This is a genomic window from Chromobacterium sp. IRSSSOUMB001, from assembly GCF_023507765.1.
GTDB classification, from domain to species: Bacteria; Pseudomonadota; Gammaproteobacteria; order Burkholderiales; family Chromobacteriaceae; genus Chromobacterium; species Chromobacterium haemolyticum.
Genome location: NZ_JALCYU010000004.1, coordinates 1 through 24,201, shown reverse-complemented (window position 1 = coordinate 24,201; position 24,201 = coordinate 1). Strand labels below are relative to the sequence as shown.

Genomic DNA, 24,201 nt, shown 5'->3' with positions numbered 1-24,201 from the left:
TACTAAACATGCCATGTCCGATCAGAACCATATCTCTTTGCATAACCTGAAGGTCTCCTGCTCCAACTGCAGCCTGAAGGAACTCTGTCTGCCAGTGGGGCTCAACCGCGAGGAACTGACCCAGCTTGACGCAGTGATCCGTCAAAGCCGCCGTTTGAAGCGCGGCGAGTACCTGTTCCGCAGCGGCGAGGGCTTCCGCTCGCTGTTCGCGGTGCGCACCGGCTTCTTCAAGACCAGCGTGGCCAGTCAGGACGGCCGCGAGCAGGTGACCGGCTTTCACATGTCCGGCGAACTAATGGGCTTGGACGGTATTTCCGCCAATGTTCACGGTTGCGACGCCATCGCGCTGGAGGATAGCGAGGTGTGCGAGTTGCCGTTCAGCCGCATGGAGAGCCTGGGCCGCGAAATTCCCACCTTGCAGCACCACTTCTACCGACTGATGAGCCGCGAGATCGTTCGCGATCAAAATGTAATGTTGCTATTGGGCAACATGAAGGCGGAAGAACGCCTGGCCGCCTTCCTGCTCAATTTGTCCCAGCGTCTGTCCACCCGCGGCTTCGCCGCCAATGATTTCATCCTGCGCATGAGCCGCGAGGAAATCGGCAGCTTCCTGGGGTTGAAACTGGAAACCGTCAGCCGCACGCTGTCCAAGTTCCAGCAGCAAGGCTGGATCACGGTCGATCACAAGCACATCCAGTTGGTGATGGTGGATGAGTTGAAGGCGCTGATTTCCGGCTGTGCTCACGCCAACGGTCATTGATCCCGCCGCTTCTACGGAGCCGCGAAAGACGTAAGAGCGTGTTTATGATCTCGCGAGACAAGAGGAGGTCAGACGAAAACGGCTGAGAAAGCGGATCGTAAACAGGTTCTTAGAGCCAGTTCAAAATCTAGCGAGCAAGAGCGAGACAAGGCGAAAACCGCTGAGAAAGCGGAATGTACATAGTGGTACATGAGCATTTCGAAGCGGTACTCACCGTGGGGCGTATCACGAAGCGAAGCAGATTATGAACAGCCTCTTAGGCAAGCCATGAGGCTTGCCTTTTTCATTGCGGCGGCGCGCAGTCCGCGATTTGCCGCAACAAGCGCGACAACGGCGCTTCTTGAGGCCATCCCGGCGGAACGGCGAAGCCTCGCGCCACTTCATGCCAGTCGCCGTCCGGGCCGGGTTGCAGTTCGGCAAGCAATTGCGGTGCCTCTGCCTGTTCCAGCCGCGCGCGCAGTTCCGCCGCATCGGCGGTGTGTTCCCGCGAGAGGCGCGCAGGCGCCAGCCAACTGAGCCTGGGCAGCCAGGCCCAGCGGGAGTCCGCGTTCAACGCAGGCCAGTCGCCGCGCAGCGGCCAGTATTGCCCGTATAGCGGCAGGGCGCCGGGCGGCGGTTCCGGCGAGGTGTCTTGAGCGTGGAACAGCCAACCGCTGAGCCGGGCGCCGACCGCGCAGCCGGCAAAGCCTTCCGGCAGCGTCGCTTGCGCCGCGGGGTGACGGGATAGACGCAGCTGGGTCTGCAGCTTATGGGCTTTCAGCGCCCAGGCATCGCGCAGGCTGGGGCCGGTCAGCGTATCGGCGCTGCGGCCCAGCTGCAGGTAGAACTTGCTGGCGGCTTCCAGATGCAGCGGTTGGCCGTCCAGGCGCAAAAGGAAGTCGAATTCTCCGACGGTGCGGCCGTCTGGACCGCGCACAGGCAGATTGCTGGCGACTAGTTCGATGTGCGGCGCCAAGCGGAACCAGAACGATAGCAAGCGCTCGGCGTAATGACCCAGGCGGCGGGTGGGCTGGCGCGCCAGCCAGTGCCGCAGCTCGTCGGGATGAGCGTCCAGCGCTTGCAGCAGCGCCGGGCCGTCGGGGCCCAGCAGCCGGTGCGGCGGAATGTCCGCGCCGCTTTTCCAGGGGGAGGGCGCGGTGAGAAGAAAAGCCAGATCGCGCACCGCCGGATGCGCGTAGGGCAGGGTGAACGGCGGCTTATTCGCCATTCGGTCCGGGCGCGTCGCGACGGACTTCGCCGTCGGCAGCGCGCTGCACCTGTTTGAGGAAGCCGCGCAGGATGTCGATCTCCTCGCGCAGCAGGCCGGCGCGGTTGAACAGGGTGCGCATCCGGCGCATCATCCGCTCGCTATTGCGGCGGCGGAAGTAGCCGATCTTGTCCATGGTCTGTTCCAGATGGCCGCAGAAGCCCTCCACCTCGCCCAGCGCCGCCGCGTCGCTGTCGGCGCGCAGATAATCGACGTCCACGCCGGTGTGACTGAACAGCTCGTAGGTCATGACCTGCACCGCCATCGCCAGATTCAGCGAGAAGTAGTCCGGATTGCCGGGGATGGTGACCAGACGGTTGCACTGCTCGACTTCTTCGATCGACAGGCCGAAGGTTTCGTTGCCGAACACCAGGGCCACTTGTTCGCCGTCGCGGGCGCGGGCCACTAGTTCAGGCGTGGTTTGGCGCGGGGTGGACAGCGGGGTGGTCAGCTCGCGGCGGCGGCTGGTCAGCGCGCAGGCGATGGTGACGTCTTGCAGCGCCTCGGCCAGGCTGGGCACCACGGTGGCGTGTTCGAGAAGATCCACCGCCCCGGAGGCCAGGGTATTGGCTTCATCGCTGGGAAACACTTTGGGTTCAACCAGATAGAGCCGGCTCAGGCCCATGGTCTTCATTGCCCGGGCGGCGGAGCCGATATTGCCGGGGTGGTTGGGGCGAGCCAACACCACGCGAATGTTTTTCAGAAAATCAGGTACTTGGGGTTTATTCATCAGCAGTTTCACATTAAAATAGCCGGCTTATCGAAAAAGCCCGCGCGCCGTTTTGCGCGCAAGGCCAGCGCTTGCCGGATGGGCAGGCATGCCGCCTTGCCCGATTGCGCCGGGTTTTTCTTGTTCCTTAACCCAGATTGTTACTAGCAGACGTCGCGTCATGTGGCGGACGTTTGTCATGGTTGAAAGTGTAGAGGCCGTCAATGCATCCGATGCTCAATGTCGCGGTGAAAGCCGCTCGCCGCGCCGGCAGTGTCATCCAGCGCGCGTCGCTGAATCTCGACGCGGTGCGCGTAGAGCGCAAGAAACACAATGACTTCGTGACCGAAGTGGACCGCGCCGCGGAAGAGTCCATCATCGCTTCCATTCTGGAAGCTTATCCCAAGCACGCGATTCTAGCAGAAGAGTCCGGCGCGAAAGGCATCGGTTCGTCGGAATACGAGTGGATCATCGATCCCATCGACGGCACTACCAACTTCCTGCATGGCCACCCGCAGTACGCGATTTCCATCGCCCTGGCGCACAAGGGCCAGGTGCAGCAAGCCGTGGTCTTCGACCCCAACCGCAACGATCTGTTCACCGCCTCGCGCGGCGTCGGCGCATTCCTCAATGATCGCCGCATCCGCGTATCCAAGCGCTTCATGATGAATGAGTGCGTGATCGCCACCGGCTTCCCGGTGTCCGACCAAAGCTATATCGACCAATACCTGGGCATGCTCAAGGACGTGCTGGCCAAGAGCGCCGGCGTGCGTCGCGAAGGCGCGGCCTCGCTGGACCTGTGCAATGTGGCCTGCGGCCGCGTGGAAGGCTTCTGGGAGCTGAATCTCAAGCCCTGGGACATCGCCGCGGGCAGCCTGATCGTGCAGGAAGCGGGCGGCATCGTTACCGATTTGTCCGGGGAGCAGGGCTGGCTGGAGTCCGGCGATATCGTCGCCGCCAATCCGAAAGTGCTGGCGCAACTGCTGCATATGCTGGCGCCGCATATCGGCAAGTAAGCGCTGTCGGCTTGGCCTCTTGGGGCTTGAGCGGGCTCAGCGCGTCACGGCGTCCTTGGGGACGCCGTTTTTGTTTGGAGCGTGAGATGAAACAGTTTTTGGGTTCGGTCGCCTTGGTGGTGGCCGATTACGACGAGGCCATCGCCTGGTATGTGGACAAGCTGGGTTTTGTGCTGCTGGAGGATGAGCGTCAGGGCGAGGACAAACGCTGGGTGCGCGTGGCGCCGCCCGGGGCGAGCGAGTGTGCGCTGTTGCTGGCCAAGGCGAGCAATGCACGGCAGCAAGCCGTCGTGGGCGCGCAAACCGGCGGTCGCGTCGGTTTCTTCCTGCATACCGACGACTTCTGGCGCGATTACCGCCGCATGGCGGCGGCGGGGGTGAGCTTCAGCGAGCAGCCGCGGGAGGAGGAATACGGCACCGTGGTGGTGTTCGAGGATTTGTATGGCAACCGCTGGGATTTGCTGCAGTTGAAGTCGGGGGCGTAGCCGCTGGCAGGGCACCGTTAAAAACAAAGAGCCGCGCAATGCGCGGCTCTTTGTTTTTAACGTCGCCAAAAACCGCCGGCTCATCGTCGGCAGCGGCTTGCGCCTGCGGCGGGTAGGCGTCCGCTTCGTTCCAGTCCAGATCAAGATCCAGTTCGGCCAATATGGCCTGGCGTCCGGCCTGGCGCTGTCCGGAGCGGCTCCGCCCGTGGGCGCCGCCTTTTTTCATGATGGGCGCGCAAGCGTGCGGATTGCGCGGTTTGATTGTGTGCATGGAAGTACTCCTGTGCTTGGAGCCCGCTGCCAAGAGCGGGCGGAAAACGGCGGCGCGGACGCCGCCGCATTAAGTCTGAGCGGTTCGCAAAAGCTCGTAGAGCACCTGAGGCAAGGCGCGCCGACGCAGGCAGTACTTGAGTACGACAAGTCGGCGCAACGCAGCATCAGGGGTTTTGTTGCCCGCTCTTAGCGTACCATCAGGCTGGCCACCTTGGTGGTGATAATATCCACCGCCGGATCATTGGCGCCGTGCGGCAGGATCACGTCGGCGAAGCGCTTGGTCGGCTCGATGAACTGGTTGTGCATCGGCCGTACCGTGGTCAGGTATTGCTCGATCACGCTGTCGGTGGTGCGGCCGCGCTCGGTGATGTCGCGCTTGAGGCGGCGGATGAAGCGCACGTCGGAATCGGTGTCGACGAAGATTTTCAAGGACATCATGTCGCGCAGCGCGGCGTCGTACAGCGGGAACAGGCCCTCGATGACGATGACCGGCGCCGGCTGGATGGTAATGGTTTCCTCGGCGCGGGTGTGGTTGGCGAAGTCGTAGACCGGCATTTCGATGGCGCGGCCGTTACGCAGATCGTCGATGTGCTCGATCAGCAGCGGCCAATCGAAGGCTTGCGGGTGGTCGTAGTTGGTGGCCAGCCGCTGTTCGAAGGTCAGATGGCTCTGATCGCGGTAGTAATAGTCTTGAATGATCACAGCCGCCATCTCGGAGCCAATGGTTTCCAGCACTTGATTGGTCACCGTGGTTTTACCGCTGCCGCTGCCGCCTGCAACGCCGATGATGAACGGGGTGGTCATGAAACTATCCTTCTACGCGTAAAAATGATAAAAAAACGCGCCATTCTAATGAGTTATGGCGCGTCCTTCCACTCTAATTGCGACATCGGACGCTATTGGCCGCGCTGACCTTCCGCCTGGGCGGCATCATACCACTCCCGCATGGCCGGCAAAGCCAGGAGGCGGTTGACGTAAGCCTGAGACTGCTCAGGCAATTTGACGTTGTAAGTGTGAAAGCGGGTGGCGATCGGCGCGAAGAAGGCGTCGGCGATGCTGAAGCCGCCGAAGATGAATTCGCCGTTGGCCTGATGGCGCGGAAGATGCTCTTCCCATAGCGAGATGATGCGGGCGATATCGAACTCCACCGCCGGCGTGCTTTGGTAATTGATATGGCGCAGCGTCAGATTCATCGCCAGGTGTTCGCGCAGGGCGGAGAAGCCGGAGTGGATCTCGGCGACGATGGAGCGGGCGACCGCGCGCAGTCCGGCGTCGTCCGGCCACAGCTTGGCGGCGGGGAAGCACTCGGCCAGGTATTCGCAGATCGCCAGCGAATCCCAGACCCGCAGCTTGCGATCTATCAGCACCGGCACTTTGCCGGCCGGGTTGGCGGCGAGGATGCGGGCCTTGGTGTCGGACAGGTAAAGATCGATTTGCTGCTCTTCAAACGGCTCGTCCAGCATTTTCAGCACCAGCCAGGGGCGCAGGGACCAAGAGGAATAGTTTTTATTGCCGATGATGAGGGTAAACATCAGGGAGCTCCGTTTCGAAAGAGGAGGCTGCCGGCGGGCTGTCGCAGCCTTTGTCCGATGATACCGCCATCGGCACGGCTTTTCCTATGCGGCGGCCGTGGGTTTTTTGACGCTAGACGGCAAAAAGGCCGCGTCAGGAGACGCGGCCTTGCCGAAACAGGGGGGCGAGCGCTTATTCCACCTCGTCGATCCAAGCTTGTTGAATCGCTTCCAGCACGCGTTCGCCGCCGCGGCTATGGTCGTCGTCAAAACCCGGCAGCGCGACGACCCAGTTGTGCAAGTCGACGAAGCGCACGGTTTTGGGGTCGATTTCCGGGTGGGCTTCCGCCAGTTCGATGGCGATGTCCAGCACGTCGGTCCATTTCATCTTTTTATCTCCAGAGCGTGGAACCGTTCATAAAATCCAGCGCAGCGACTGTAGCAAGGCGCGCCGCCGCAGACAGTACATGAGGTACGGCAAGGCGGCGCAACGCGGCTACAGGGATTTTAGGGCGTGTTCCTAGTGGTGTTCGCGGGCGTGGTTGATCGTGTACCGAGGGATGTCTATCACCAAGTCCTCATCGGCCACAATCGCCTGGCAGGACAGGCGGGACTGGGCTTCCAGTCCCCAGGCCTTGTCCAGCAGGTCTTCTTCCAGCTCGTCGGCTTCGTTCAGGGAGTCGCCGCCTTCGCGGACGATGCAATGGCAGGTTGTGCAGGCACAGGACATCTCGCAGGCGTGCTCGATCTCGATGTCGTGGTCCAGCAATATCTGGCAGATGTTCTGGCCGGGTTCGGCGTTGTCGATGACCACGCCTTCCGGGCAGAGGTCGGCGTGGGGCAGTACGATGATTCGCGGCATGGCGGATCCTTACAAATCGGAAATGTTGTGGCCTTTGAGCGCGCGCCGGATATTGCGGTCCATGCGGCGCGAGGCGAATTCTTCGGTAGCGCGGTTGAGACGGCCGGAGGCCTCGTTGACCTCGCGGGCGGCCTGTGCCGCGGCGATGGCCGCGTCCACGGCGGCCAGCGCCTCGTCCACCGCGGCGCGCTCGTCGGCGTCCAGCAGGTCGCCGTCGCTGGCTAGCGCGACGCGACAGGCTTCGCTGAGGCTGGTGGCGTCGACGACGGCTTCGCGCAGCTTGCGCGCCTCGATGTCTTCATGCACATGGGTCATGGACTCGGTCAGCATGCGGCTGATTTCCTCGTCGCTGAGGCCGTAGGAGGGCTTGACCTCGATGCGCGCTTCCACGCCGCTGGTCTGTTCGCGGGCGGAGACTTCCAGCAGGCCGTCGGCGTCCACCTGAAAGGTGATGCGGATGCGCGCCGCGCCGGCCACCATCGGCGGGATGCCGCTCAAGGTGAACTTGGCCAGCGAGCGGCAATCGGCCACCAGTTCGCGCTCGCCCTGCAGCACGTGAATGGACATCGCGGTCTGGCCGTCCTTGAAGGTGGTGAAGTCCTGCGCGCGCGCCACCGGGATAGTGCTGTTGCGCGGGATGATCTTCTCGGTCAGGCCGCCCATGGTTTCGATGCCCAGCGACAGCGGGATCACGTCCAGCAGCAGCCACTCGTCCTCGCCCTTGTTGCCGGCCAGCACGTTGGCCTGAATCGCCGCGCCCAAGGCGACGACCTTGTCCGGGTCCAGATTAGTCAGCGGTTCTTGGCGGAAGAAGTCGCCAACGGCTTTTTGCACCTGCGGCATGCGGGTTGCGCCGCCCACCATCACCACGCCCTTGACCTCGTCCGTCGCGACGCCCGCGTCGCGCAGCGCCTTGCGCACCGGCAGCAGGGTCTTGTCCACCAGGTTCTTGGTGATGCTGCGGAAGGTGTCCTGATCCAAGGTCAGGTTCAGGGTCTGTCCGTCGGACAGCAGAGCGGTGATTTGGGTCTCCGCGTGCTCGGTCAGCGCTTCCTTGGCTTCGCGGGCGCGGGTTAACAGCAGCCGGGTGTCCTGAGCGCCCAGCCCGGACAGGCCGGCCTGCTCAAGCATCCAGCAGTAGACGCGGTGGTCGAAGTCGTCGCCGCCCAATGCGGAGTCGCCGCTGGTGGCCAGCACTTCGAACACGCCGCGGCTCAGTTTCAGGATGGAAACATCGAAAGTGCCTCCCCCTAGGTCATATACGACGTATATGCCTTCGCTGCCGTTGTCCAGCCCGTAGGCGATGGCGGCGGCGGTGGGTTCGTTCAGCAGGCGCAGCACGTTCAAGCCGGCCAGGCGCGCGGCGTCCTTGGTGGCCTGGCGCTGGGCATCGTCGAAATAGGCCGGCACCGTGATCACCGCGCCGGTGAGTTCGTCGCCCAAGCTGGCTTCGGCCCGTTGCTTCAGGGTGCGCAGGATGTCGGCGGAAATTTCAACCGGACTCTTGATGCCGCCGCGGGTCACCAGCTGCAGCATGCCGGGCGCGTCGACGAAGCGGTAGGGCAGGTTGCGGACGTCCGGCAGGTCGGCCAGGCCGCGGCCCATGAAGCGTTTCACCGAGACGATGGTGTTGTGCGGATCCTTGTTCTGTTCTTTCTGGGCTTCGTAGCCGACGCTGACGGCGCCTTCGTCGGCGTAGCGCACCACCGAGGGCAGCAGACTGCGGCCGTGCTCGTCCTTGAGTACGGCGGCGGATCCACTGCGCACCGAGGCCACCAGCGAGTTGGTGGTGCCCAGATCGATGCCGATCGCCAATCGGTGTTGGTGAGGGGCGGCGGAGAGGCCGGGTTCGGCGATTTGCAGTAAGGCCATATTCAGTTCAAATCAGTTCGAGGTAAGCCGCCTGCTGCGGCGGAGGCGGATATGGAGGACAGGCCGGTGCGCGATCCCCACGACGGGGAAGGGCCGGCGGCCGGGAGCTCAGTCGAGCAAAGCCTCGATGGCATCGCCGATTTCCTGGTCCAGTTTTTCCAAAAACCGCAATTTTCGCACTAGAAGCGCGGCGGCGTCCAAGTCGGTACGCTGATCCAGCGCTTGCTCCAATTCGGTCTGATGCGCGCGGCTCTCGTCCCGCAGCTGGCGCGACAGTGTTTCCAGGCGTTCGAGTTCGCGCCCGGCGCGGGCGTCTTCTATGTTCTCGCGCCACTCCATCTGCGCCATCAGGAAGGCGGCCGGAATCTGGGTGTTGGTGTCTTCCTGAGTGTCGACTCCGGAGAGCGTCAGCAGGTAGCGGGCGCGGTTCAACGGCGACTTCAGCGTTTGGTAGGCTTCGTTGACTCGGGTGGCCTGCATCAGCGCGCTGCGCTTTTCAGCGTCGGAACTGCTGGCGTAGCGGTCGGGATGAACCTGGGCCGCGGCGGTGCGCCAGGCGTGCTCTAGTGCCGAGCCGTCTATGGCGAAGCGGCGCGGCAGATTGAACAGGGAGAAGAAGTCTTGGCTGAAATCGGTGCTCATAGGGACGGGGCCGGAAAACCTAGCTTACAGTTGGACGACGGGCGGGCCGCGCCGAAGCGCGCCCGCCTGCCGGGGTCAGACGTTGAAGCTTTCGCCGCAGCCGCACTCGTTTTTGACGTTGGGGTTGTTGAACTGAAACCCCTCGTTCAAGCCTTCCTTGGCGTAATCCAGTTCGGTGCCGTCGATGTAAGCCAAGCTCTTGGCATCGGTGAACACGGTGACGCCATGGCTTTCAAAGGTCACGTCGTCGTCGCTGGCCACGTCGACGAACTCCAGCTTGTAGGCCATGCCGGAGCAGCCGGAGGTCTTAACGCCCAGACGAATGCCCAAGCCCTTGCCGCGCTTGGCGATGAAGGCGCTGACGTGGGCGGCGGCGCGTTCGGAAAGGGTGATAGCCATGATGATGTCCCCGCTGATTATTTGCCGTGCTTTTGCTTGTAGTCGTTGACCGCGGCCTTGATCGCGTCTTCGGCCAGGATGGAGCAGTGAATCTTCACCGGCGGCAAGGCCAGTTCTTCGGCGATGGCGGTGTTCTTGATCTCCAGCGCTTCGTCCAGCGATTTGCCCTTGACCCACTCAGTCACCAGTGAGGAGGAGGCGATGGCGGAGCCGCAGCCGTAAGTCTTGAACTTGGCGTCCTGAATCACGCCGTCCTCGCTCACCTTGATTTGCAGCTTCATCACATCGCCACAGGCCGGCGCGCCCACCATGCCGGTGCCCACGCTGTCGTCGCCTTTTTCGAAAGAGCCCACGTTGCGCGGGTTTTCGTAGTGATCCATTACCTTGTCGCTGTATGCCATGATTGTCTCCTTCAGCGCCGTTCCGGTCTTGCCGGCTCGGCGCTGGATATTGCTGTCGCCCTTAGTGGGCGGCCCATTGAACCGAATTCAGATCCACGCCGTCCTTGAACATTTCCCACAAGGGGGACAGTTCGCGCAGCTTGCCGATCTTTTGGTTTAGCAGATTCACCGCGAAGTCGATTTCTTCCTCGGTGGTGAAGCGGCCCAGCGTGAAGCGGATCGAGCTGTGGGCCATTTCGTCGTTGCGGCCCAGTGCGCGCAGCACGTAGGACGGTTCCAGCGAGGCCGAGGTACAAGCCGAGCCGCTGGACACGGCCAGCTCCTTGATCGCCATGATCAGGCTTTCGCCTTCGACGAAGTTGAAGCTGACATTGAGGTTGTGCGGCACGCGTTGGTCGATGTCGCCGTTGATGTAGACCTCTTCCATGTTCTTGATGCCGTTCCACAGCCGGTCGCGCAGCATGCGGATGCGTTCGCGCTCGCTGTCCATCTCTTCGCGGGCGATGCGGAAGGCTTCGCCCATGCCGACGATCTGGTGGGTGGCCAGGGTGCCGGAGCGGAAGCCGCGCTCATGGCCGCCGCCGTGCATCTGCGCTTCCAGGCGCACGCGCGGCTTGCGGCGCACGTACAGCGCGCCGATGCCCTTGGGGCCGTACACCTTGTGAGCGGACAGGCTGAGCAGGTCCACTTTCTGCTTTTCCATGTCGATGACCACTTTGCCCGGGGCCTGAGTGGCGTCGACGTGGAAGATCACGCCGTTGGCGCGGCAGATCTCGCCCAGCTGCTCGATGTCCTGAATCACGCCGATTTCGTTGTTGACGAACATCACCGAGGCGACGATGGTGTCCGGACGAATGGCGGCCTTGAATTCTTCGATGTCCAGCAGGCCATCGTCCTTTACGCCCAGATAGGTCACTTCGAAGCCCTGGCGCTCCAGCTCGCGCATGGTGTCCAGCACCGCCTTGTGTTCGGTCTTGACCGTGATCAGGTGCTTGCCCTTGCTCTTGTAGAAGTGGGCGGCGCCCTTGATCGCCAGGTTGTCGGACTCGGTGGCGCCGGAGGTCCAGACGATTTCCTTGGAGTCGGCGTTGATCAGCTTGGCCACTTCAGCGCGCGCGTTCTCCACCGCTTCCTCCGCGTCCCAGCCGAAGCTGTGGCTGCGCGAAGCCGGGTTGCCGAACTTTTCGTAAAGATAGGGAATCATCTTGTCGGCAACGCGCGGGTCTACCGGCGTGGTGGCCGAGTAGTCGAGGTAGATCGGAAGCTTGAGCTGGCTCATTTATATTCTCCACAGAAGATGGGTCCGCGCCTCACAGGGCGCCGGAGGCGGCAGAAGCGTGAACCACGCTGCATTCGCGCTTATCCTGCAATACAGTGTTTTCCTTGGTCTTTTGCTGCTCAACCAGACTGGCGAGGCTGACCTTGGACAGGTAGTCGAAAATGGTGACGTTCAGATTGGTCCACAAATCGTGGGTCATGCAGCGCTGATTGCCGCGACAGTTCTCTCGGCCGCCGCACTGGGTGGCGTCCACAGGTTCGTCCACGGCGGTGATGATGTCCGCCACGGAAATATCAATCGGGGCCTTGGCCAAGGTGTAGCCGCCGCCGGGGCCTCGCACGCTGTCTACAAGTTCGGCGCGCCGCAGCTTGCCGAAGAGTTGTTCCAGGTAGGAGAGCGAGATGCCTTGGCGCTCGCTGATGCCGGCTAGCGTGACCGGGCCGCCGCTCTCGCGCAATGCCAAGTCCAGCATCGCGGTGACGGCAAAACGGCCTTTAGTGGTTAAACGCATGTCTCTGGTCTCCAAGAGTGGGGTTTTGGAGGAGGATGAATTCCTGATGCAGACGATTATACCTAATATCCGACTGTTTTAGTCAACTATTATCGGCGGGGGCCAAGAGAAGGCGGCTGCGCAAAGCCGATCATTTTACTCGGTTTTTAAGCGTAGGGGTAGTTTTGCCGACGGCTCCGGCCCCGCGGCAAGAGCGTCCGTGCGCGCGGCGTCGGGGGCGGAGAGGGCCGCGGGCCGCGCCAGGGCGGCGTTTGCGGTTTTATTACTTTCAGATGAAGGGCTTGGTGTAGAATCCGGCGACGGAAAGGATCGTCCGAGGACGGGCTGAGACAGGGCGGGCTATTTCCGCTTGAGCGGGGCAGCAAGGACTGTCGTCGCCGCAACAAAAATCTACACTTACCCGGGTTACGGGGGGCTAAAAGGACAATTCATGCACAAGGTCGTCATTAGCGGAACCGGTTTGTTCACGCCGCCGCACACGGTCAGCAATCAGGAACTGGTCGCGGCTTTCAATGCCTTTGTACACGCTCACAATCAGCAACACGCGGACCGGATCGCCGCTGGAGAGATGGAGCCGCTGGCCGAGTCCAGCTCCGAGTTCATCGAAAAGGCCTCCGGCATCAAGCAGCGCTTCCTCATGGACAAGAGCGGGGTGTTGGACCCGGCGAGAATGGCGCCGCGCTTGCCGGAGCGCGGCAACGACGAGCTGTCGGTCCAGGCGGAAATGGCGGTGGCCGCCGCGCGGCAGGCGCTGGAACGCGCAGGCCGAAGCGCGGCGGACATCGATATGGTCATCGTCGCTTGCTCCAATATGCAACGCCCGTATCCGGCGGTATCGATCGAGGTGCAGCAGGCGCTGGGTATTCAGGGCTACGCTTTCGACATGAACGTGGCTTGCTCATCCGCCACCTTCGGTATTCAAACCGCAGTCAACGCCATTGCCAGCGGCCAGGCGCGCGCGGTGTTGATGGTGAACCCGGAAATCTGTTCCGCACACCTGAATTTCCGCGACCGAGACAGCCACTTCATTTTTGGCGACGCCTGCACCGCGGTGGTGTTGGAGCGAGCCGAGGCGGCAAGCTCGGCGCAGCGCTACGAGGTGTTGGGCAGCAAGCTAGCCACGGTGTTCTCCAATAATATCCGCAACAACTTCGGCTTCCTCAATCGTTGCGACGAGGCGGGAATTGGCCAGCCGGACAAGCTTTTCGTACAGCAGGGCCGCAAGGTGTTCAAGGAAGTCTGCCCTATGGTGGGCGATCATATCGCCGCGCATTTGGAGTGCCTGGGCATCCCGCCTGCCGAGGTGGCGCGCTTCTGGCTGCATCAGGCCAACCTGGCGATGAACCAGCTGATTTCCCGGCGTGTGTTGGGCCGCGACGCCGGCGACCATGAGGCGCCGGTGATTCTGGACCGTTACGCCAACACCAGTTCCGCCGGCTCGGTCATCGCATTTCATCTGCATTCGGACGATCTGCACAGTGGTGATGTCGGTGTCATCTCTTCTTTCGGCGCGGGCTATTCGGTGGGCAGCGTTGTGCTGAGGAAAATCTGATAAATCGCCAGATATAGTTCTAGCGAGAAGAAAGATTGGCAGAAAAAAGCAGAGGACGCTTGTCAAAAGCGTCCTCTCTGCATAATGTATCCCCCCATGGCGGGCATGGAACCCACCGATAAAGCAAGACCTACGAGTCTGTACAAGGGAAAGGAAATAATTATGCAAACTGTCAAGAAAGCGCTGCTGGCCGCGGGCCTGATCGCGGGGGCCGCGATGTCGGCTCAGGCCGCCGGTACTCTGGTGTATTGCTCGGAAGGCAGCCCGGCCGGTTTCGACCCGGGTCAGTACACCACCGGCACCGATTTCGACGCGTCCGCCGAAACCGTGTTTAACCGCCTGGTGCAATTCCAGCGCGGCGGTACCAAGGTTGTGCCGGCGCTGGCCGAAAAGTGGGACGTGGCGGCAGATGGCCTGAGCTACACCTTCCACCTGCGCAAGGGCGTGAAGTTCCAGACCACCGACTACTTCAAGCCGACCCGCGAATTCAACGCCGACGATGTGGTATTCACTTTCAGCCGCATGGTCGACAAGAACCATCCGTTCCGCAAAGCCTATCCGACCGAATTCCCGTATTTCACGGATATGGGTCTGGACACCAATATCGTCAAGGTCGAGAAAGTCGACGCCAACACCGTCAAGTTTACGCTGAAGAGCCTGGATGCCGCTTTCCTGCAGAACCTGGCGATGAGCTTCGCCTCGGTGCAATCCGCCGAGTACGCCGACAAACTGCTCAAGGCCGGCAAGCCGCAGTTGATCAATCAGCAGCCGGTAGGCACGGGCCCGTTCATCTTCAAGCGCTATCAAAAAGACGCGCAGATCCGCTTCGCCGCCAACAAAGAATACTGGAACAAGGCTGACGGTCCGAAAGTGGACAACCTGGTGTTCGCCATCACCACCGACGCTTCGGTTCGTTATCAGAAGCTGAAGGCCGGCGAGTGCCAGATCACCGTCAACCCGCGTCCGACCGACCTGGCCGCGATGAAGGCCGACCCCAAGCTGTCGGTGACCGCGCAGCCGGGCTTCAACCTGGGCTACCTGGCCTACAACGTCAAGCACAAGCCGCTGGAGAAGTTGGAAGTGCGTCAGGCGCTGGACATGGCGATCAACAAGAAGGCCATCATCGACGCGGTGTACCAGGGCGCCGGCCAGCCGGCCACCAACCCGATGCCGCCGACCCAGTGGTCGTACAACAAGAGCCTGAAAGACGCGCCTTACGATGTGGCCAAGGCCAAGGCGCTGTTGGCCAAGGCCGGCTATCCCAACGGCTTCGAACTGAGCCTGTGGGCGATGCCGGTGCAACGTCCGTACAACCCCAACGCCAAGCTGATGGCGGAAATGGTGCAGTCCGACTGGGCCAAGATCGGCGTCAAGGCCAAGATCACTTCCTACGAGTGGGGCGAGTACATCAAGCGCGCGAAGGCCGGCGAGCATGATTCCATGCTGATTGGCTGGACCGGCGACAACGGCGATCCGGACAACTGGCTGGGTGTGCTGTTTGGTTGCGACGCGATGAACGGCAACAACTTCTCCAAGTGGTGCTACAAGCCGTTTGAAGACCTGATCCAGAAAGGCAAGCGCACCGCCAACGTGGCAGAGCGCACCAAGCTGTACATGAAGGCTCAGGAGATCGTCAAACAGCAAGTGCCGATGACAACGATTGCCCACTCCACCGTGAATCAGCCGATGCTGAAATCGGTACAGGGCTTCAAGGTCAGCCCCTTCGGCCTGAACTCCTTCTACGGCGTTAGTGTCAAGTAAGCCGGAATACAATAAAAAACAGCGACATCGGGGGCTGGTTCCCCCGATGTTTTGCCTGATAAAGAACGGCTGGCGAAATCCGTGATGCGAACTGGCATGTGTTGCCGGGCGGCAGCTGCCGCCGGCGCGCCAGGACGCGGCGCGGGGTTTTGTCGGCTACTCTAAGCCTTGGGTTTCCAGTCGCACAAAGAGGTGGCGGGCCCGATGGCGGCGGAACGTCTACTGGGTGGTGTTAGAGGGTAGTCAGTCACAGCGTGGAGAGGCTGTGCGTCAGGCTTGACCTGGGTCAAGCTCGTTTGCGGGGAGGAGTGCTATCTTGCACTTGCCGTAGCGGTGGCGCAGCTGATGTGGGTGGGTGGTTCAGTTGTATGCCATCGCTCCGGCGCTCTTCATTGTTGTTTTCCTTGCTTCTTCTCCGTTCTATTCCGGTAACGTCTCCCCAAACGCAATAGAGCCGTCGCGCGCTGTTTGCCATGCAAAGCGTCGTCGCTCTGGGTCTCAAGTTGAGTATTGCGCCCAGTCGCCCAGCGGGGCCGGCGCAAGGGAGAAGTCCTCATGTTTTCCTTTATTCTGCGAAGGTTGGGCTTATTGGTGCCAACCTTCTTCGGCATCACGCTGCTGACCTTCGGCTTGATCCGCATGATTCCGGGTGATCCGGTGGAGGTGATGGTGGGCGAGCGCGCGCTCGATCCGCAAATGCACGCCGAAGCCTTGCATCGCCTGGGTCTGGACAAGCCGCTGTACGCTCAGTACTTCGACTATGTGGTCAATTTGCTGCACGGCGATCTGGGCGAGTCCCTAGTCACCAAGACCGGAGTCTGGACCGAGTTCAAAACCCTGTTCCCCGCCACGCTGGAATTGGCGATTTCCGCCTTGATCTTCGCTACCGTGCTGGGTCTGCTGGCCGGCGTCATCGCCGCCATCAAGCGCGGCTCGCTGTTCGACCATGGCGTGATGGGCATCTCGTTGACCGGCTTCTCCATGCCCATCTTCTGGTGGGGCCTGATCCTGATCATGTTCTTCTCGGTCAAGCTGGGTTGGACCCCGGTGTCCGGCCGCGTCGACCTGACCTTCGACATCGCGCCGCATACCGGTTTTATGCTGATCGATTCCTGGATGGCGGAGGCCGCGGATCCGGACGTGAACGCCGGCGCCTTCAAGAACGCTTTGATGCACCTGATTCTGCCGGCCATCGTGCTGGGCACGATTCCGTTGGCGGTCATCGCGCGGATGACGCGCTCGTCGATGCTGGAAGTGCTGCGCGAGGACTATGTGCGCACCGCGCGCGCCAAGGGCTTGTCGCCGGCGCGTGTGATCTTCATCCACACCCTGCGCAATGCGCTGATTCCAGTGCTGACCGTGATCGGCCTGCAAGTGGGCACGCTGATGGGCGGGGCGGTGTTGACTGAAACCATCTTTTCCTGGCCGGGCATAGGCAAATGGCTGATCGACGCGATCAGTCGCCGAGACTATCCGGTGGTGCAGAACGGCATCCTGATGGTGGCGACGCTGGTGATCCTCACCAACTTCATCGTCGACATCCTGTACGGCATCGCCAATCCGCGCATCCGTCACGCCAAGTAACAGCCAGTTAGGTGGATTTATGACTCAGACTACGCAAGTCAACGCCGGCCCGGACCTGGCGCTGGCCTATCCCTCGCCGTTCAAGGAGTTCTGGCAGGGCTTTTCCCACAACAAGGGCGCGGTGGCCGGCCTGATCTTCATGTTGATCGTCACCTCCTGTGCGCTGCTGGCGCCGCTGGTGGCGCCCTATAGCCCAATCGAGCAATATCGCGACCATTTGCTGACGCCTCCTGCATGGGTGGACGGCGGCTCGACGCAATTCCTGTTCGGCACCGATGAACTGGGGCGAGACATCCTGTCGAGGTTGATCCACGGCGCGCGCTTGTCCTTGTTCATCGGCCTGTGCTCGGTGCTGATGGCCTTGCTGCCGGGCGTGGTGCTCGGCCTCTTGGCCGCCTTCTTTCCCAAGGTCCTCGGCGGCGCGATCATGCGGCTGATGGACATCATGATGGCCTTGCCCTCGCTGCTGCTGGCGGTGGCCATCATGGCCATTCTCGGCCCCGGCCTGATGAACGCGATGATAGCCATCGCCACCGTGGCCTTGCCGGCCTATGTGCGGCTGACTCGCGCGTCGGCGATGACCGAACTGAACCGCGACTACGTTACGGCCTCGCGCGTGGCCGGCGCGGGCCTGCCGCGGCTGATGTTCGTCACCGTGTTGCCCAACTGCATGGCGCCTTTGATCGTGCACGCGACGATGAGCTTTTCCTCGGCCATCCTGGAAATCGCCGCGCTGGGTTTTCTCGGCCTGGGCGTGCAGCCGCCGACTCCAGAGTGGGGCACCATGCTGGCATCGGCCCGCGATTACATTGAAAGCGCCTGGTGGGTGGTCACCTTGCCCGGCCTGACCATTTTGCTGTCGGTGCTCGCCATCAATTTGATGGGCGACGGCCTGCGCGACGCGCTGGACCCGAAACTGAAGCGCGCGGCTTGAGGGGATGGAAATGAGTTTGCTGCAAATCAAGAACCTCTCGGTGGAGTTCGGTTCGGAGAAAAATCCCTTCCGCGCGGTGGAAGGGCTGGACCTGACCGTGGATCAGGGCGAGATCGTCGGCATCGTCGGCGAATCCGGTTCCGGCAAGTCGGTGACCATGATGGCGATGATGGGGTTGCTGGAAGGTCAGGGCCGCATCGTGGCCGACGAACTGAGCTTCGACGGCAAGAACCTGCTGACCATCTCCGCGCGCGAACGCCGCAAGATCGTCGGCAAGGATATCGCCATGATCTTCCAGGACCCGATGACCTCGCTGAACCCCAGCTACACCGTCGGCTACCAGATCATGGAAGTGCTGAAGCTGCATCAAGGCCTGCGCGGCGGGGCCCTGAAGCGGCGCGCGCTGGAACTGATGGAACTGGTGGAGATTCCGGCGCCGGCCTCGCGGCTCAACGCCTATCCGCATCAGTTGTCCGGCGGCATGAGCCAGCGGGTGGTGATTGCGATGGCCATCGCCTGTAGCCCCAAGCTCTTGATCGCCGACGAGCCGACCACGGCTTTGGACGTGACCATCCAGGCGCAGATCATGGAGCTGCTGGTCAGCTTGCAAAAGAGCCAGAACATGGCCTTGATCATGATTACCCACGATCTGGCGGTGGTGGCCGAAGTGGCGCACCGGCTGGCGGTGATGTACGCCGGCCAGGTGGCTGAAATGGGCGCGGTGCCGGGCGTGTTCAATCATCCCGCCCATCCGTACACCGAAGCGCTGCTGTCGTCGATTCCGGAGCACAGCAAAGGCGCGCATCGCCTGAACACCTTGCCCGGCATTGTGCCGGGGCAGTATGACCGCCCCGGCGGCTGCCTGTTGTCGCCGCGTTGCCCCTATGTCAAGGACAACTGCCGGACCCAGCGTCCAGGCCTGACCCCGGTGGAGGGCGGCGCCGTGCGCTGCCACTACCCGTTGCTGGACAAGGAGGCGAAATGAGCACCGTATTGCAAGCGCGGGATCTGACCCGTTACTACGACGTGTCCCAAGGCTTTCTCAAGCCCTCGGCGCAAGTCAAGGCGCTCAACGGCGTCTCCTTCGAACTGCGGGCCGGCAAGACCTTGGCGGTGGTGGGCGAGTCCGGCTGCGGCAAGAGCACCCTGGCGCGGCAGCTGACGCTGATCGAAGCGCCGACCTCGGGCTCTCTGCTGCTGGATGGCCAGGATGCGGCCCTGGCCGGCAAGGTCGCATTGAAAGCCATGCGCACCAAGGTGCAGATGGTGTTCCAAAACCCGTACGCGTCCTTGAATCCGCGCCAGAAAATCGGCAGTCAGCTGGCCGAGCCCTTGCTGATCAACACCTCGCTGAGCGCCAAGGAGCGCGAAGAAAAGGTGCGCGGCATGATGCAGCGGGTTGGTTTGCGGCCGGAGCACTTTTTCCGCTATCCGCATATGTTCTCCGGCGGTCAGCGTCAGCGCATCGCCATTGCCCGCGCAATGATGCTGAACCCCAAGATCGTTGTGGCGGACGAGCCTACCTCGGCGTTGGATGTGTCTATCCAGGCCCAGGTGCTCAATCTGTTCATGGATCTGCAGGACGAGTTCAAAACCGCCTATGTGTTCATCTCCCACAACCTGTCGGTGGTTGAGCATGTGGCCGACGACTTGATGGTGATGTATTTGGGGCGCGCGGTGGAGGTGGGGGAAAAGAACCGTGTCTATGAGCGGCCGTTGCATCCTTATACCCAAGCCTTGTTGTCGGCTACGCCGTCCATCCACCCGGAACAGCGTCGTATCAAGATCAAGATCGAGGGCGAGCTGCCCAGCCCCTTGAAGCCGCCGTCGGGCTGCGCCTTCCACAAGCGCTGCCCCCACGCGAATCAGCGTTGCGCCGAGGAGGTGCCGGAATTACGCGAACTGGATCAGCGCATGATCGCTTGTCATCGCGCCGAGGAGATCAACGCCTGAATGGGTAGGATTTGACCGTAAGCGGGCCGCCATGCGCGGCCCGCTTTTTTTTGGCGGCGCTTTGCCGATAATGAGTGAAATGGACAGATTCTGCCCCGGATAGTCCAGGTGGGAGCGGAACATTTTGCGCAATGCACAAAAATTGCTTTACCCACCCCCAACGACCACGATACATTCGCCATGGCACATCATACAGTCAAAGGAAAACGAGAATTGAAGCGAGCCGTGTACGCGGGCAGCTTCGACCCGGTGACCAATGGTCACCTATGGATGATTCGTGAAGCGGTGGAGCTGTTTGACGAATTGATCGTAGCGGTCGGAGTGAACCCGGAAAAACACTGTACCTTCAGTGTCGAGGAACGAGTGGCTTTGTTGCGCGCCGTCACTGGCGGCTTCAGCAAGCTGCGGGTGGATGTGTTCGAGAATCAGTTTCTGGTTAATTACGCGCAAAGCATAGGCGCAAACTACATCATCCGCGGCATCCGCACCGCCAGCGATTATGAATACGAGCGCACCATGCGCTATATCAATTCCGATCTGCACCCGGACATCACCACTATTTTCCTGCTGCCGCCGCGTGAGTACGCCGAAGTGTCGTCCACGATGGTCAAGGGCCTGGTGGGGCCGAGGGGCTGGGAAAGCGTGATTCGCCAATACTTGCCGGAACCGGTTTACAGCAAGCTGATCGAGATGTATTCGTCCGAATAGCCGCGGCTGTAATAGAATTGGATAACCCGTTCGCGCGCCGCCTGTAGTCAGCGGCGCGTTTGTTTTGTGTTTTGCCTATCGCCAATATCGAGGACTCATGCTGGACGTCAGCCCATTCGCCAATCGCCTGGCCAAGAATTTCAAGCACTACGCCAAATGGGCGCGTCGCCAGGGGCTGGACGCCTGGCGAGTCTACGACAAGGACGTGCCGCAGTTCCCGTTCGCGGTGGACGTGTACGGCGAGCGCATCCACCTGCAGGAGTACGACACGGGGTGGGAGATGGAGGACGACGCTTACCGCGAATGGATCAACGCGGTGGTGGACAGCCTGTGCGCGGTGACGGGCCTTGCGCCTGATGCGGTGACGCTAAAGAACCGTCGTCGCCAGAAAGGCGTGAGCCAGTATGAGAAAGCGGGGCAACAGGGCTGCGACTTTGTCGTCAACGAGTTTGGTCAGCGCTTTATTGTTAATCTCGAAGCCTACTTGGATACCGGCCTGTTCCTGGACCATCGCAACACCCGCAAGCGGGTGAGGGAAGAAGCCGCCGGCAAGCGTTTCCTCAATCTGTTCGCCTACACCGGAAGCTTCACTGTCTACGCAGCCTCCGGCGGCGCGATCCGCTCCGAAACCGTGGACATGTCCAATACCTATCAGGATTGGTCGCGCCGTAACTTCGAACTCAATGGCCTGGACCTTGCCCGGCACGAACTGGTGCGGGCGGATGTGTTTCAGTATCTGGAAGACGCCGTGGATGCCGGCAAGCAGTTTGATCTGATCGTTATGGACCCGCCTACCTTCTCCAACTCCAAGAAGATGCGCGACATTCTGGACGTGCAGCGCGACCATGTCTGGCTGATTGACTACGCAATGGCGCTGCTGGCTCCGGGCGGCACCTTGTACTTCTCCAATAATCTCCGCAGCTTCAAGCTGGACGAGAGACTATCCGACGATTACCTCATCAGCGACATCAGCGCGCAATCAGTGCCGGAAGACTTCCGCAACCGCGCCATTCATCAATGCTGGCGGATTCGTCGCGATTAGCGGTTGATATTCACTCTATAAGGCCTCTATTAATTAGAGGCCGAACTTTATCCCCGGGTTGCCTATCGTATTGCAGGGCGCGACAACATTCCGACAGCTGCTAGTCTGAATCAAGCGCGCCGTCGCTCATCAAACAATAGGGAGACTCGATGATTCAACTGGATTTCTACGGCACCTTGGTGGCCGCGTCGCTGGTTTTGCTGCTCGGGCGCAAACTAGTGGCGCATGTCGGCGCGCTGCGCACCTACAATATCCCCGAGCCGGTAGTTGGCGGCTTGCTGATTGCCGCCCTGCTGTTGCTGTTCCGTCAGCTGACCGGCAACGAGGTTCGCTTCGACGCTTCGCTGCAAACCCCGCTCATGCTGGCCTTCTTCGCTTCCATCGGCCTCAACGCCAATTTGAAAAGCCTGAGGCAGGGCGGCAAGACAGTTGGCGTTTTCCTGGCGGTGGTGGTTGGCCTGCTGCTGGTGCAGAACACACTGGGCATCGCTCTGGCCAGCCTGCTGGGCCTGGATCCATTGATGGGTCTGCTGGCCGGCTCCATTACCTTGTCCGGCGGCCATGGCACCGGCGCGGCCTGGGGAGGCACCTTTGCTTCCAAGTACGGTTTGGCCTCCGCGTCGGAACTGGCGCTGGCTTGCGCCACTTTCGGGTTGGTGCTGGGCGGCCTAATCGGCGGCCCGGTGGCGCGTTTTCTGGTCAAAAAAGTCAAAGCCCCAGGCGCCGAGCACAATGCCGACGATCCGCCGCTGGCTTTCGAACAGCCGGACGCACAACGTCTGATCACTCCGCATTCCTTCATCGAGACGCTGGCGCTGATCGCCGTCTGTCTGTTGGGCGGCACCTTTCTCGGCGGCCTGCTTAAAGGCACGCCGCTGGAATTGCCCACCTTCGTCTGCGTGCTGTTTGTCGGCGTGTTGATCAGCAACGGGCTAGCGGCTTTGGGCTGGTATCAAATCTTCGAGCGCGAAGTGTCGGTGCTGGGCAACGTCAGCCTGTCGCTGTTCCTGGCGCTAGCCTTGATGTCCCTGCGTTTGTGGGATTTGGCGGCCTTGGCGTTGCCCATCTTCGTGCTACTGCTGGCGCAAACCGCGGCGATGGCGATGTATGCGATTTTCGTCACCTTCCGGGTGATGGGGCGCAATTACGACGCGGCGGTGCTGGCCGCCGGCCACTGCGGCTTCGGCCTAGGCGCCACGCCCACCGCCATCGCCAATATGCAGGCGGTGACCGAACGCTTCGGCCCCTCGCACCTGGCCTTCCTGGTCGTGCCCATGGTTGGGGCCTTCTTCATTGATATCGTCAACGCTATCGTGATCAAGCTCTACCTCGCGCTGCCCTTCATAGGCTAAGCATCGCGGCGACAGCGGCTATCGTCTGGATTGATAAATTCAACTGGGCGATAGTCTTGCAATGCCGCGGGCGCGTACCTATCTTTGCTGCAACAGCCCGCCGTTGGCGGGCGCTTCAGACAGCGAAAGACACCCCGATGACTTACATCAACCTCAGCGCCGACAACTTCAACGCCCATATGAAAGAGGAAGGCTTGGTCATTCTCGACTTTTGGGCGCCGTGGTGCGGTCCGTGCAAAATGTTCGGTCCCACTTTCGAAGCCGCATCGGAAAAGCACGCCGACATCGTGTTCGGCAAGATCAATACTGAAGACGAGCGAGACCTGGCCGCCCACTTCAATATCCGCTCCATACCCACGCTGATCGCCATCAAGGATGGCATCATGGTATTCAACCAGGCTGGGGCGATGATGGCCGCTCAGTTTGAGCAGTTGATTCAAGGTCTGCGGGAACTGGATATGGACAAGGTGCGGGCCGACATCGCCAGCCAGCAGGAATGACAGCAGACGCCCGCATGCGGTGCTCGGGACAATAGATAAGGCAATGCTTCAAGCATTGCCTTATCATTTTGTCTGCCATCAATACATGGCGCAGCGAGGAGACGCGAATGAAACGATGGGGCGCAATGCTGATTTTTTGCAGTCAGGCGGTGCTGGCGGCTTGCCCGGCTTTGTTGAACTACACAGTGCCGGGCCTGATGGGCGGCCAGATTAATCTATGCCAATACGCGGATCGGCCGCTGCTGGTGGTCAATACCGCCAGCCACTGCGGCTTCACGCCGCAGTTCAAGCAACTACAATCGTTGTATCAGACCTATGGGCAGCGCGGTCTGATGGTGGTCGGCTTTCCCAGCAACGACTTCTTTCAGGAACTGGACAGCGATAAGGAGATCGGCGCGTTCTGCGAAGCCAATTATGGCGTGACCTTTCCGATGGCTGTAAAAGGGCATGTGCGCGGCGCCGATGCGCAGCCGTTCTTCAAAGCCTTGATCAAGGCCACCGACGACGCTCCGGTATGGAACTTCCACAAGTATTTGATACTGCCCGGCGCAAGCAAGGTTGTCAGTATAGGCACGCGGACCAAGCCGGATGATCCTGAAGTGGTCAATGCTTTCTTGCCTTACCTAAAGCCGGCGGAGAGCGTGAAAAACTAGAGGAAGCACGTATATCCAACAAGGGGCCGGCATTTCGCCGGCCCGTTTTTCATGGATAGTCGGGACATGGGGCGGGAGTTGACAAATACTCTTTATGGATATTCATTGCCGCATCAAGGGTTTGCCCGGCCTGGCCCGCTTTTGTTGAGGTTTTTGTCGCAAAAGGTGTTGACGGGTGTGGGGGCGTGACGTATAG

The 24,201-nt window shown here is 61.2% G+C and carries 26 protein-coding genes; 14 read left to right on the top strand and 12 right to left on the bottom strand.

Annotation, left to right across the window (positions count from 1 at the left end; translation table 11 throughout):
* Positions 1-13: 13 nt before the first annotated feature.
* Positions 14-760 carry a fumarate/nitrate reduction transcriptional regulator Fnr gene (gene fnr / locus MOV80_RS06185; RefSeq protein WP_043590811.1) on the top strand — a complete coding sequence of 249 codons (747 nt, stop codon included), beginning with the start codon at positions 14-16 and terminating at the stop codon, positions 758-760.
* Between the two features lie 283 nt (positions 761-1,043).
* Here the strand turns inward: fnr and MOV80_RS06180 are convergent, their stop codons facing one another.
* Together MOV80_RS06180 and MOV80_RS06175 are read right to left on the bottom strand one after the other, a co-directional pair.
* Positions 1,044-1,967: a DUF1853 family protein gene (locus MOV80_RS06180; protein WP_118268265.1), complete on the bottom strand. Its 924-nt coding sequence runs from the start codon at positions 1,965-1,967 to the stop codon at positions 1,044-1,046.
* A complete protein-coding gene (locus MOV80_RS06175; protein WP_019102793.1) occupies positions 1,957-2,736 on the bottom strand; it encodes an RNA methyltransferase in 780 nt (259 codons plus the stop codon). Before MOV80_RS06175 ends, MOV80_RS06180 begins: the two co-directional genes overlap by 11 nt.
* A 203-nt stretch (positions 2,737-2,939) precedes the next feature.
* On the opposite strand from MOV80_RS06175, the gene MOV80_RS06170 reads away from it, so the two are divergent.
* Entirely contained in the window at positions 2,940-3,731 is a 792-nt protein-coding gene (locus tag MOV80_RS06170; RefSeq protein ID WP_019102792.1) for an inositol monophosphatase family protein, read from the top strand.
* 86 nt (positions 3,732-3,817) lie between these two features.
* Positions 3,818-4,216, top strand: coding sequence for a VOC family protein (locus tag MOV80_RS06165; RefSeq protein WP_081574276.1), 399 nt, complete (start codon positions 3,818-3,820; stop codon positions 4,214-4,216).
* A gap of 459 nt (positions 4,217-4,675) precedes the next feature.
* Here MOV80_RS06165 and udk read toward each other — a convergent pair whose 3' ends face one another.
* From udk to iscR, 10 genes are all read right to left on the bottom strand, one after another.
* Positions 4,676-5,293 carry a uridine kinase gene (gene udk, locus MOV80_RS06160; RefSeq protein WP_043590824.1) on the bottom strand — a complete coding sequence of 206 codons (618 nt, stop codon included), beginning with the start codon at positions 5,291-5,293 and terminating at the stop codon, positions 4,676-4,678.
* 92 nt (positions 5,294-5,385) lie between these two features.
* Entirely contained in the window at positions 5,386-6,021 is a 636-nt protein-coding gene (locus MOV80_RS06155; protein ID WP_019102789.1) for a glutathione S-transferase family protein, read from the bottom strand.
* 172 nt (positions 6,022-6,193) lie between these two features.
* Positions 6,194-6,388, bottom strand: a complete 195-nt coding sequence (gene iscX, locus MOV80_RS06150) for a Fe-S cluster assembly protein IscX (RefSeq protein ID WP_019102788.1) — start codon at positions 6,386-6,388, stop codon at positions 6,194-6,196.
* Between the two features lie 132 nt (positions 6,389-6,520).
* The gene (fdx, locus tag MOV80_RS06145) at positions 6,521-6,862 is read right to left on the bottom strand and encodes an ISC system 2Fe-2S type ferredoxin (protein WP_043590826.1); all 342 of its coding nucleotides are present in this window, start codon (positions 6,860-6,862) and stop codon (positions 6,521-6,523) included.
* A 9-nt stretch (positions 6,863-6,871) separates the two neighbouring features.
* Positions 6,872-8,734, bottom strand: coding sequence for a Fe-S protein assembly chaperone HscA (gene hscA / locus MOV80_RS06140; protein WP_249604932.1), 1,863 nt, complete (start codon positions 8,732-8,734; stop codon positions 6,872-6,874).
* A 108-nt stretch (positions 8,735-8,842) separates the two neighbouring features.
* A complete protein-coding gene (gene hscB / locus MOV80_RS06135) occupies positions 8,843-9,376 on the bottom strand; it encodes a Fe-S protein assembly co-chaperone HscB (RefSeq protein WP_249604931.1) in 534 nt (177 codons plus the stop codon).
* Between the two features lie 75 nt (positions 9,377-9,451).
* Positions 9,452-9,775: an iron-sulfur cluster assembly protein IscA gene (iscA, locus tag MOV80_RS06130; protein ID WP_019102784.1), complete on the bottom strand. Its 324-nt coding sequence runs from the start codon at positions 9,773-9,775 to the stop codon at positions 9,452-9,454.
* 17 nt (positions 9,776-9,792) lie between these two features.
* Positions 9,793-10,176, bottom strand: a complete 384-nt coding sequence (gene iscU / locus MOV80_RS06125) for a Fe-S cluster assembly scaffold IscU (protein ID WP_019102783.1) — start codon at positions 10,174-10,176, stop codon at positions 9,793-9,795.
* Between the two features lie 61 nt (positions 10,177-10,237).
* Positions 10,238-11,455: an IscS subfamily cysteine desulfurase gene (locus MOV80_RS06120; protein ID WP_019102782.1), complete on the bottom strand. Its 1,218-nt coding sequence runs from the start codon at positions 11,453-11,455 to the stop codon at positions 10,238-10,240.
* 31 nt (positions 11,456-11,486) lie between these two features.
* Positions 11,487-11,966: a Fe-S cluster assembly transcriptional regulator IscR gene (iscR, locus tag MOV80_RS06115; protein ID WP_019102781.1), complete on the bottom strand. Its 480-nt coding sequence runs from the start codon at positions 11,964-11,966 to the stop codon at positions 11,487-11,489.
* Between the two features lie 430 nt (positions 11,967-12,396).
* On the opposite strand from iscR, the gene MOV80_RS06110 reads away from it, so the two are divergent.
* The 11 genes from MOV80_RS06110 to MOV80_RS06060 all read left to right on the top strand — a co-directional run bounded on the left by MOV80_RS06110 (position 12,397) and on the right by MOV80_RS06060 (position 24,005).
* The gene (locus tag MOV80_RS06110) at positions 12,397-13,518 is read left to right on the top strand and encodes a beta-ketoacyl-ACP synthase III (RefSeq protein ID WP_019102780.1); all 1,122 of its coding nucleotides are present in this window, start codon (positions 12,397-12,399) and stop codon (positions 13,516-13,518) included.
* 162 nt (positions 13,519-13,680) lie between these two features.
* The gene (locus tag MOV80_RS06105) at positions 13,681-15,279 is read left to right on the top strand and encodes an ABC transporter substrate-binding protein (RefSeq protein ID WP_043590830.1); all 1,599 of its coding nucleotides are present in this window, start codon (positions 13,681-13,683) and stop codon (positions 15,277-15,279) included.
* A 555-nt stretch (positions 15,280-15,834) separates the two neighbouring features.
* Positions 15,835-16,863 carry an ABC transporter permease subunit gene (locus MOV80_RS06100; RefSeq protein ID WP_043590832.1) on the top strand — a complete coding sequence of 343 codons (1,029 nt, stop codon included), beginning with the start codon at positions 15,835-15,837 and terminating at the stop codon, positions 16,861-16,863.
* 19 nt (positions 16,864-16,882) lie between these two features.
* Positions 16,883-17,797, top strand: a complete 915-nt coding sequence (locus MOV80_RS06095) for an ABC transporter permease subunit (protein WP_019101432.1) — start codon at positions 16,883-16,885, stop codon at positions 17,795-17,797.
* 10 nt (positions 17,798-17,807) lie between these two features.
* Positions 17,808-18,782, top strand: coding sequence for an oligopeptide/dipeptide ABC transporter ATP-binding protein (locus MOV80_RS06090; protein ID WP_118268651.1), 975 nt, complete (start codon positions 17,808-17,810; stop codon positions 18,780-18,782).
* Positions 18,779-19,750 carry a peptide ABC transporter ATP-binding protein gene (locus MOV80_RS06085; protein WP_118268262.1) on the top strand — a complete coding sequence of 324 codons (972 nt, stop codon included), beginning with the start codon at positions 18,779-18,781 and terminating at the stop codon, positions 19,748-19,750. Before MOV80_RS06090 ends, MOV80_RS06085 begins: the two co-directional genes overlap by 4 nt.
* 180 nt (positions 19,751-19,930) lie before the next feature.
* A complete protein-coding gene (gene coaD / locus MOV80_RS06080; RefSeq protein WP_043590836.1) occupies positions 19,931-20,458 on the top strand; it encodes a pantetheine-phosphate adenylyltransferase in 528 nt (175 codons plus the stop codon).
* Positions 20,459-20,555: 97 nt separating this feature from the next.
* The gene (locus MOV80_RS06075) at positions 20,556-21,500 is read left to right on the top strand and encodes a class I SAM-dependent methyltransferase (RefSeq protein WP_118268261.1); all 945 of its coding nucleotides are present in this window, start codon (positions 20,556-20,558) and stop codon (positions 21,498-21,500) included.
* A 149-nt stretch (positions 21,501-21,649) separates the two neighbouring features.
* Positions 21,650-22,852 (top strand): sodium/glutamate symporter, encoded by a 1,203-nt coding sequence (gene gltS / locus MOV80_RS06070; RefSeq protein ID WP_019103841.1) that lies wholly within the window; start codon positions 21,650-21,652, stop codon positions 22,850-22,852.
* 137 nt (positions 22,853-22,989) lie between these two features.
* Positions 22,990-23,352 (top strand): thioredoxin, encoded by a 363-nt coding sequence (trxA, locus tag MOV80_RS06065; RefSeq protein ID WP_081554853.1) that lies wholly within the window; start codon positions 22,990-22,992, stop codon positions 23,350-23,352.
* Positions 23,353-23,459: 107 nt separating this feature from the next.
* A complete protein-coding gene (locus MOV80_RS06060; RefSeq protein ID WP_039756336.1) occupies positions 23,460-24,005 on the top strand; it encodes a glutathione peroxidase in 546 nt (181 codons plus the stop codon).
* Positions 24,006-24,201: the final 196 nt, after the last annotated feature.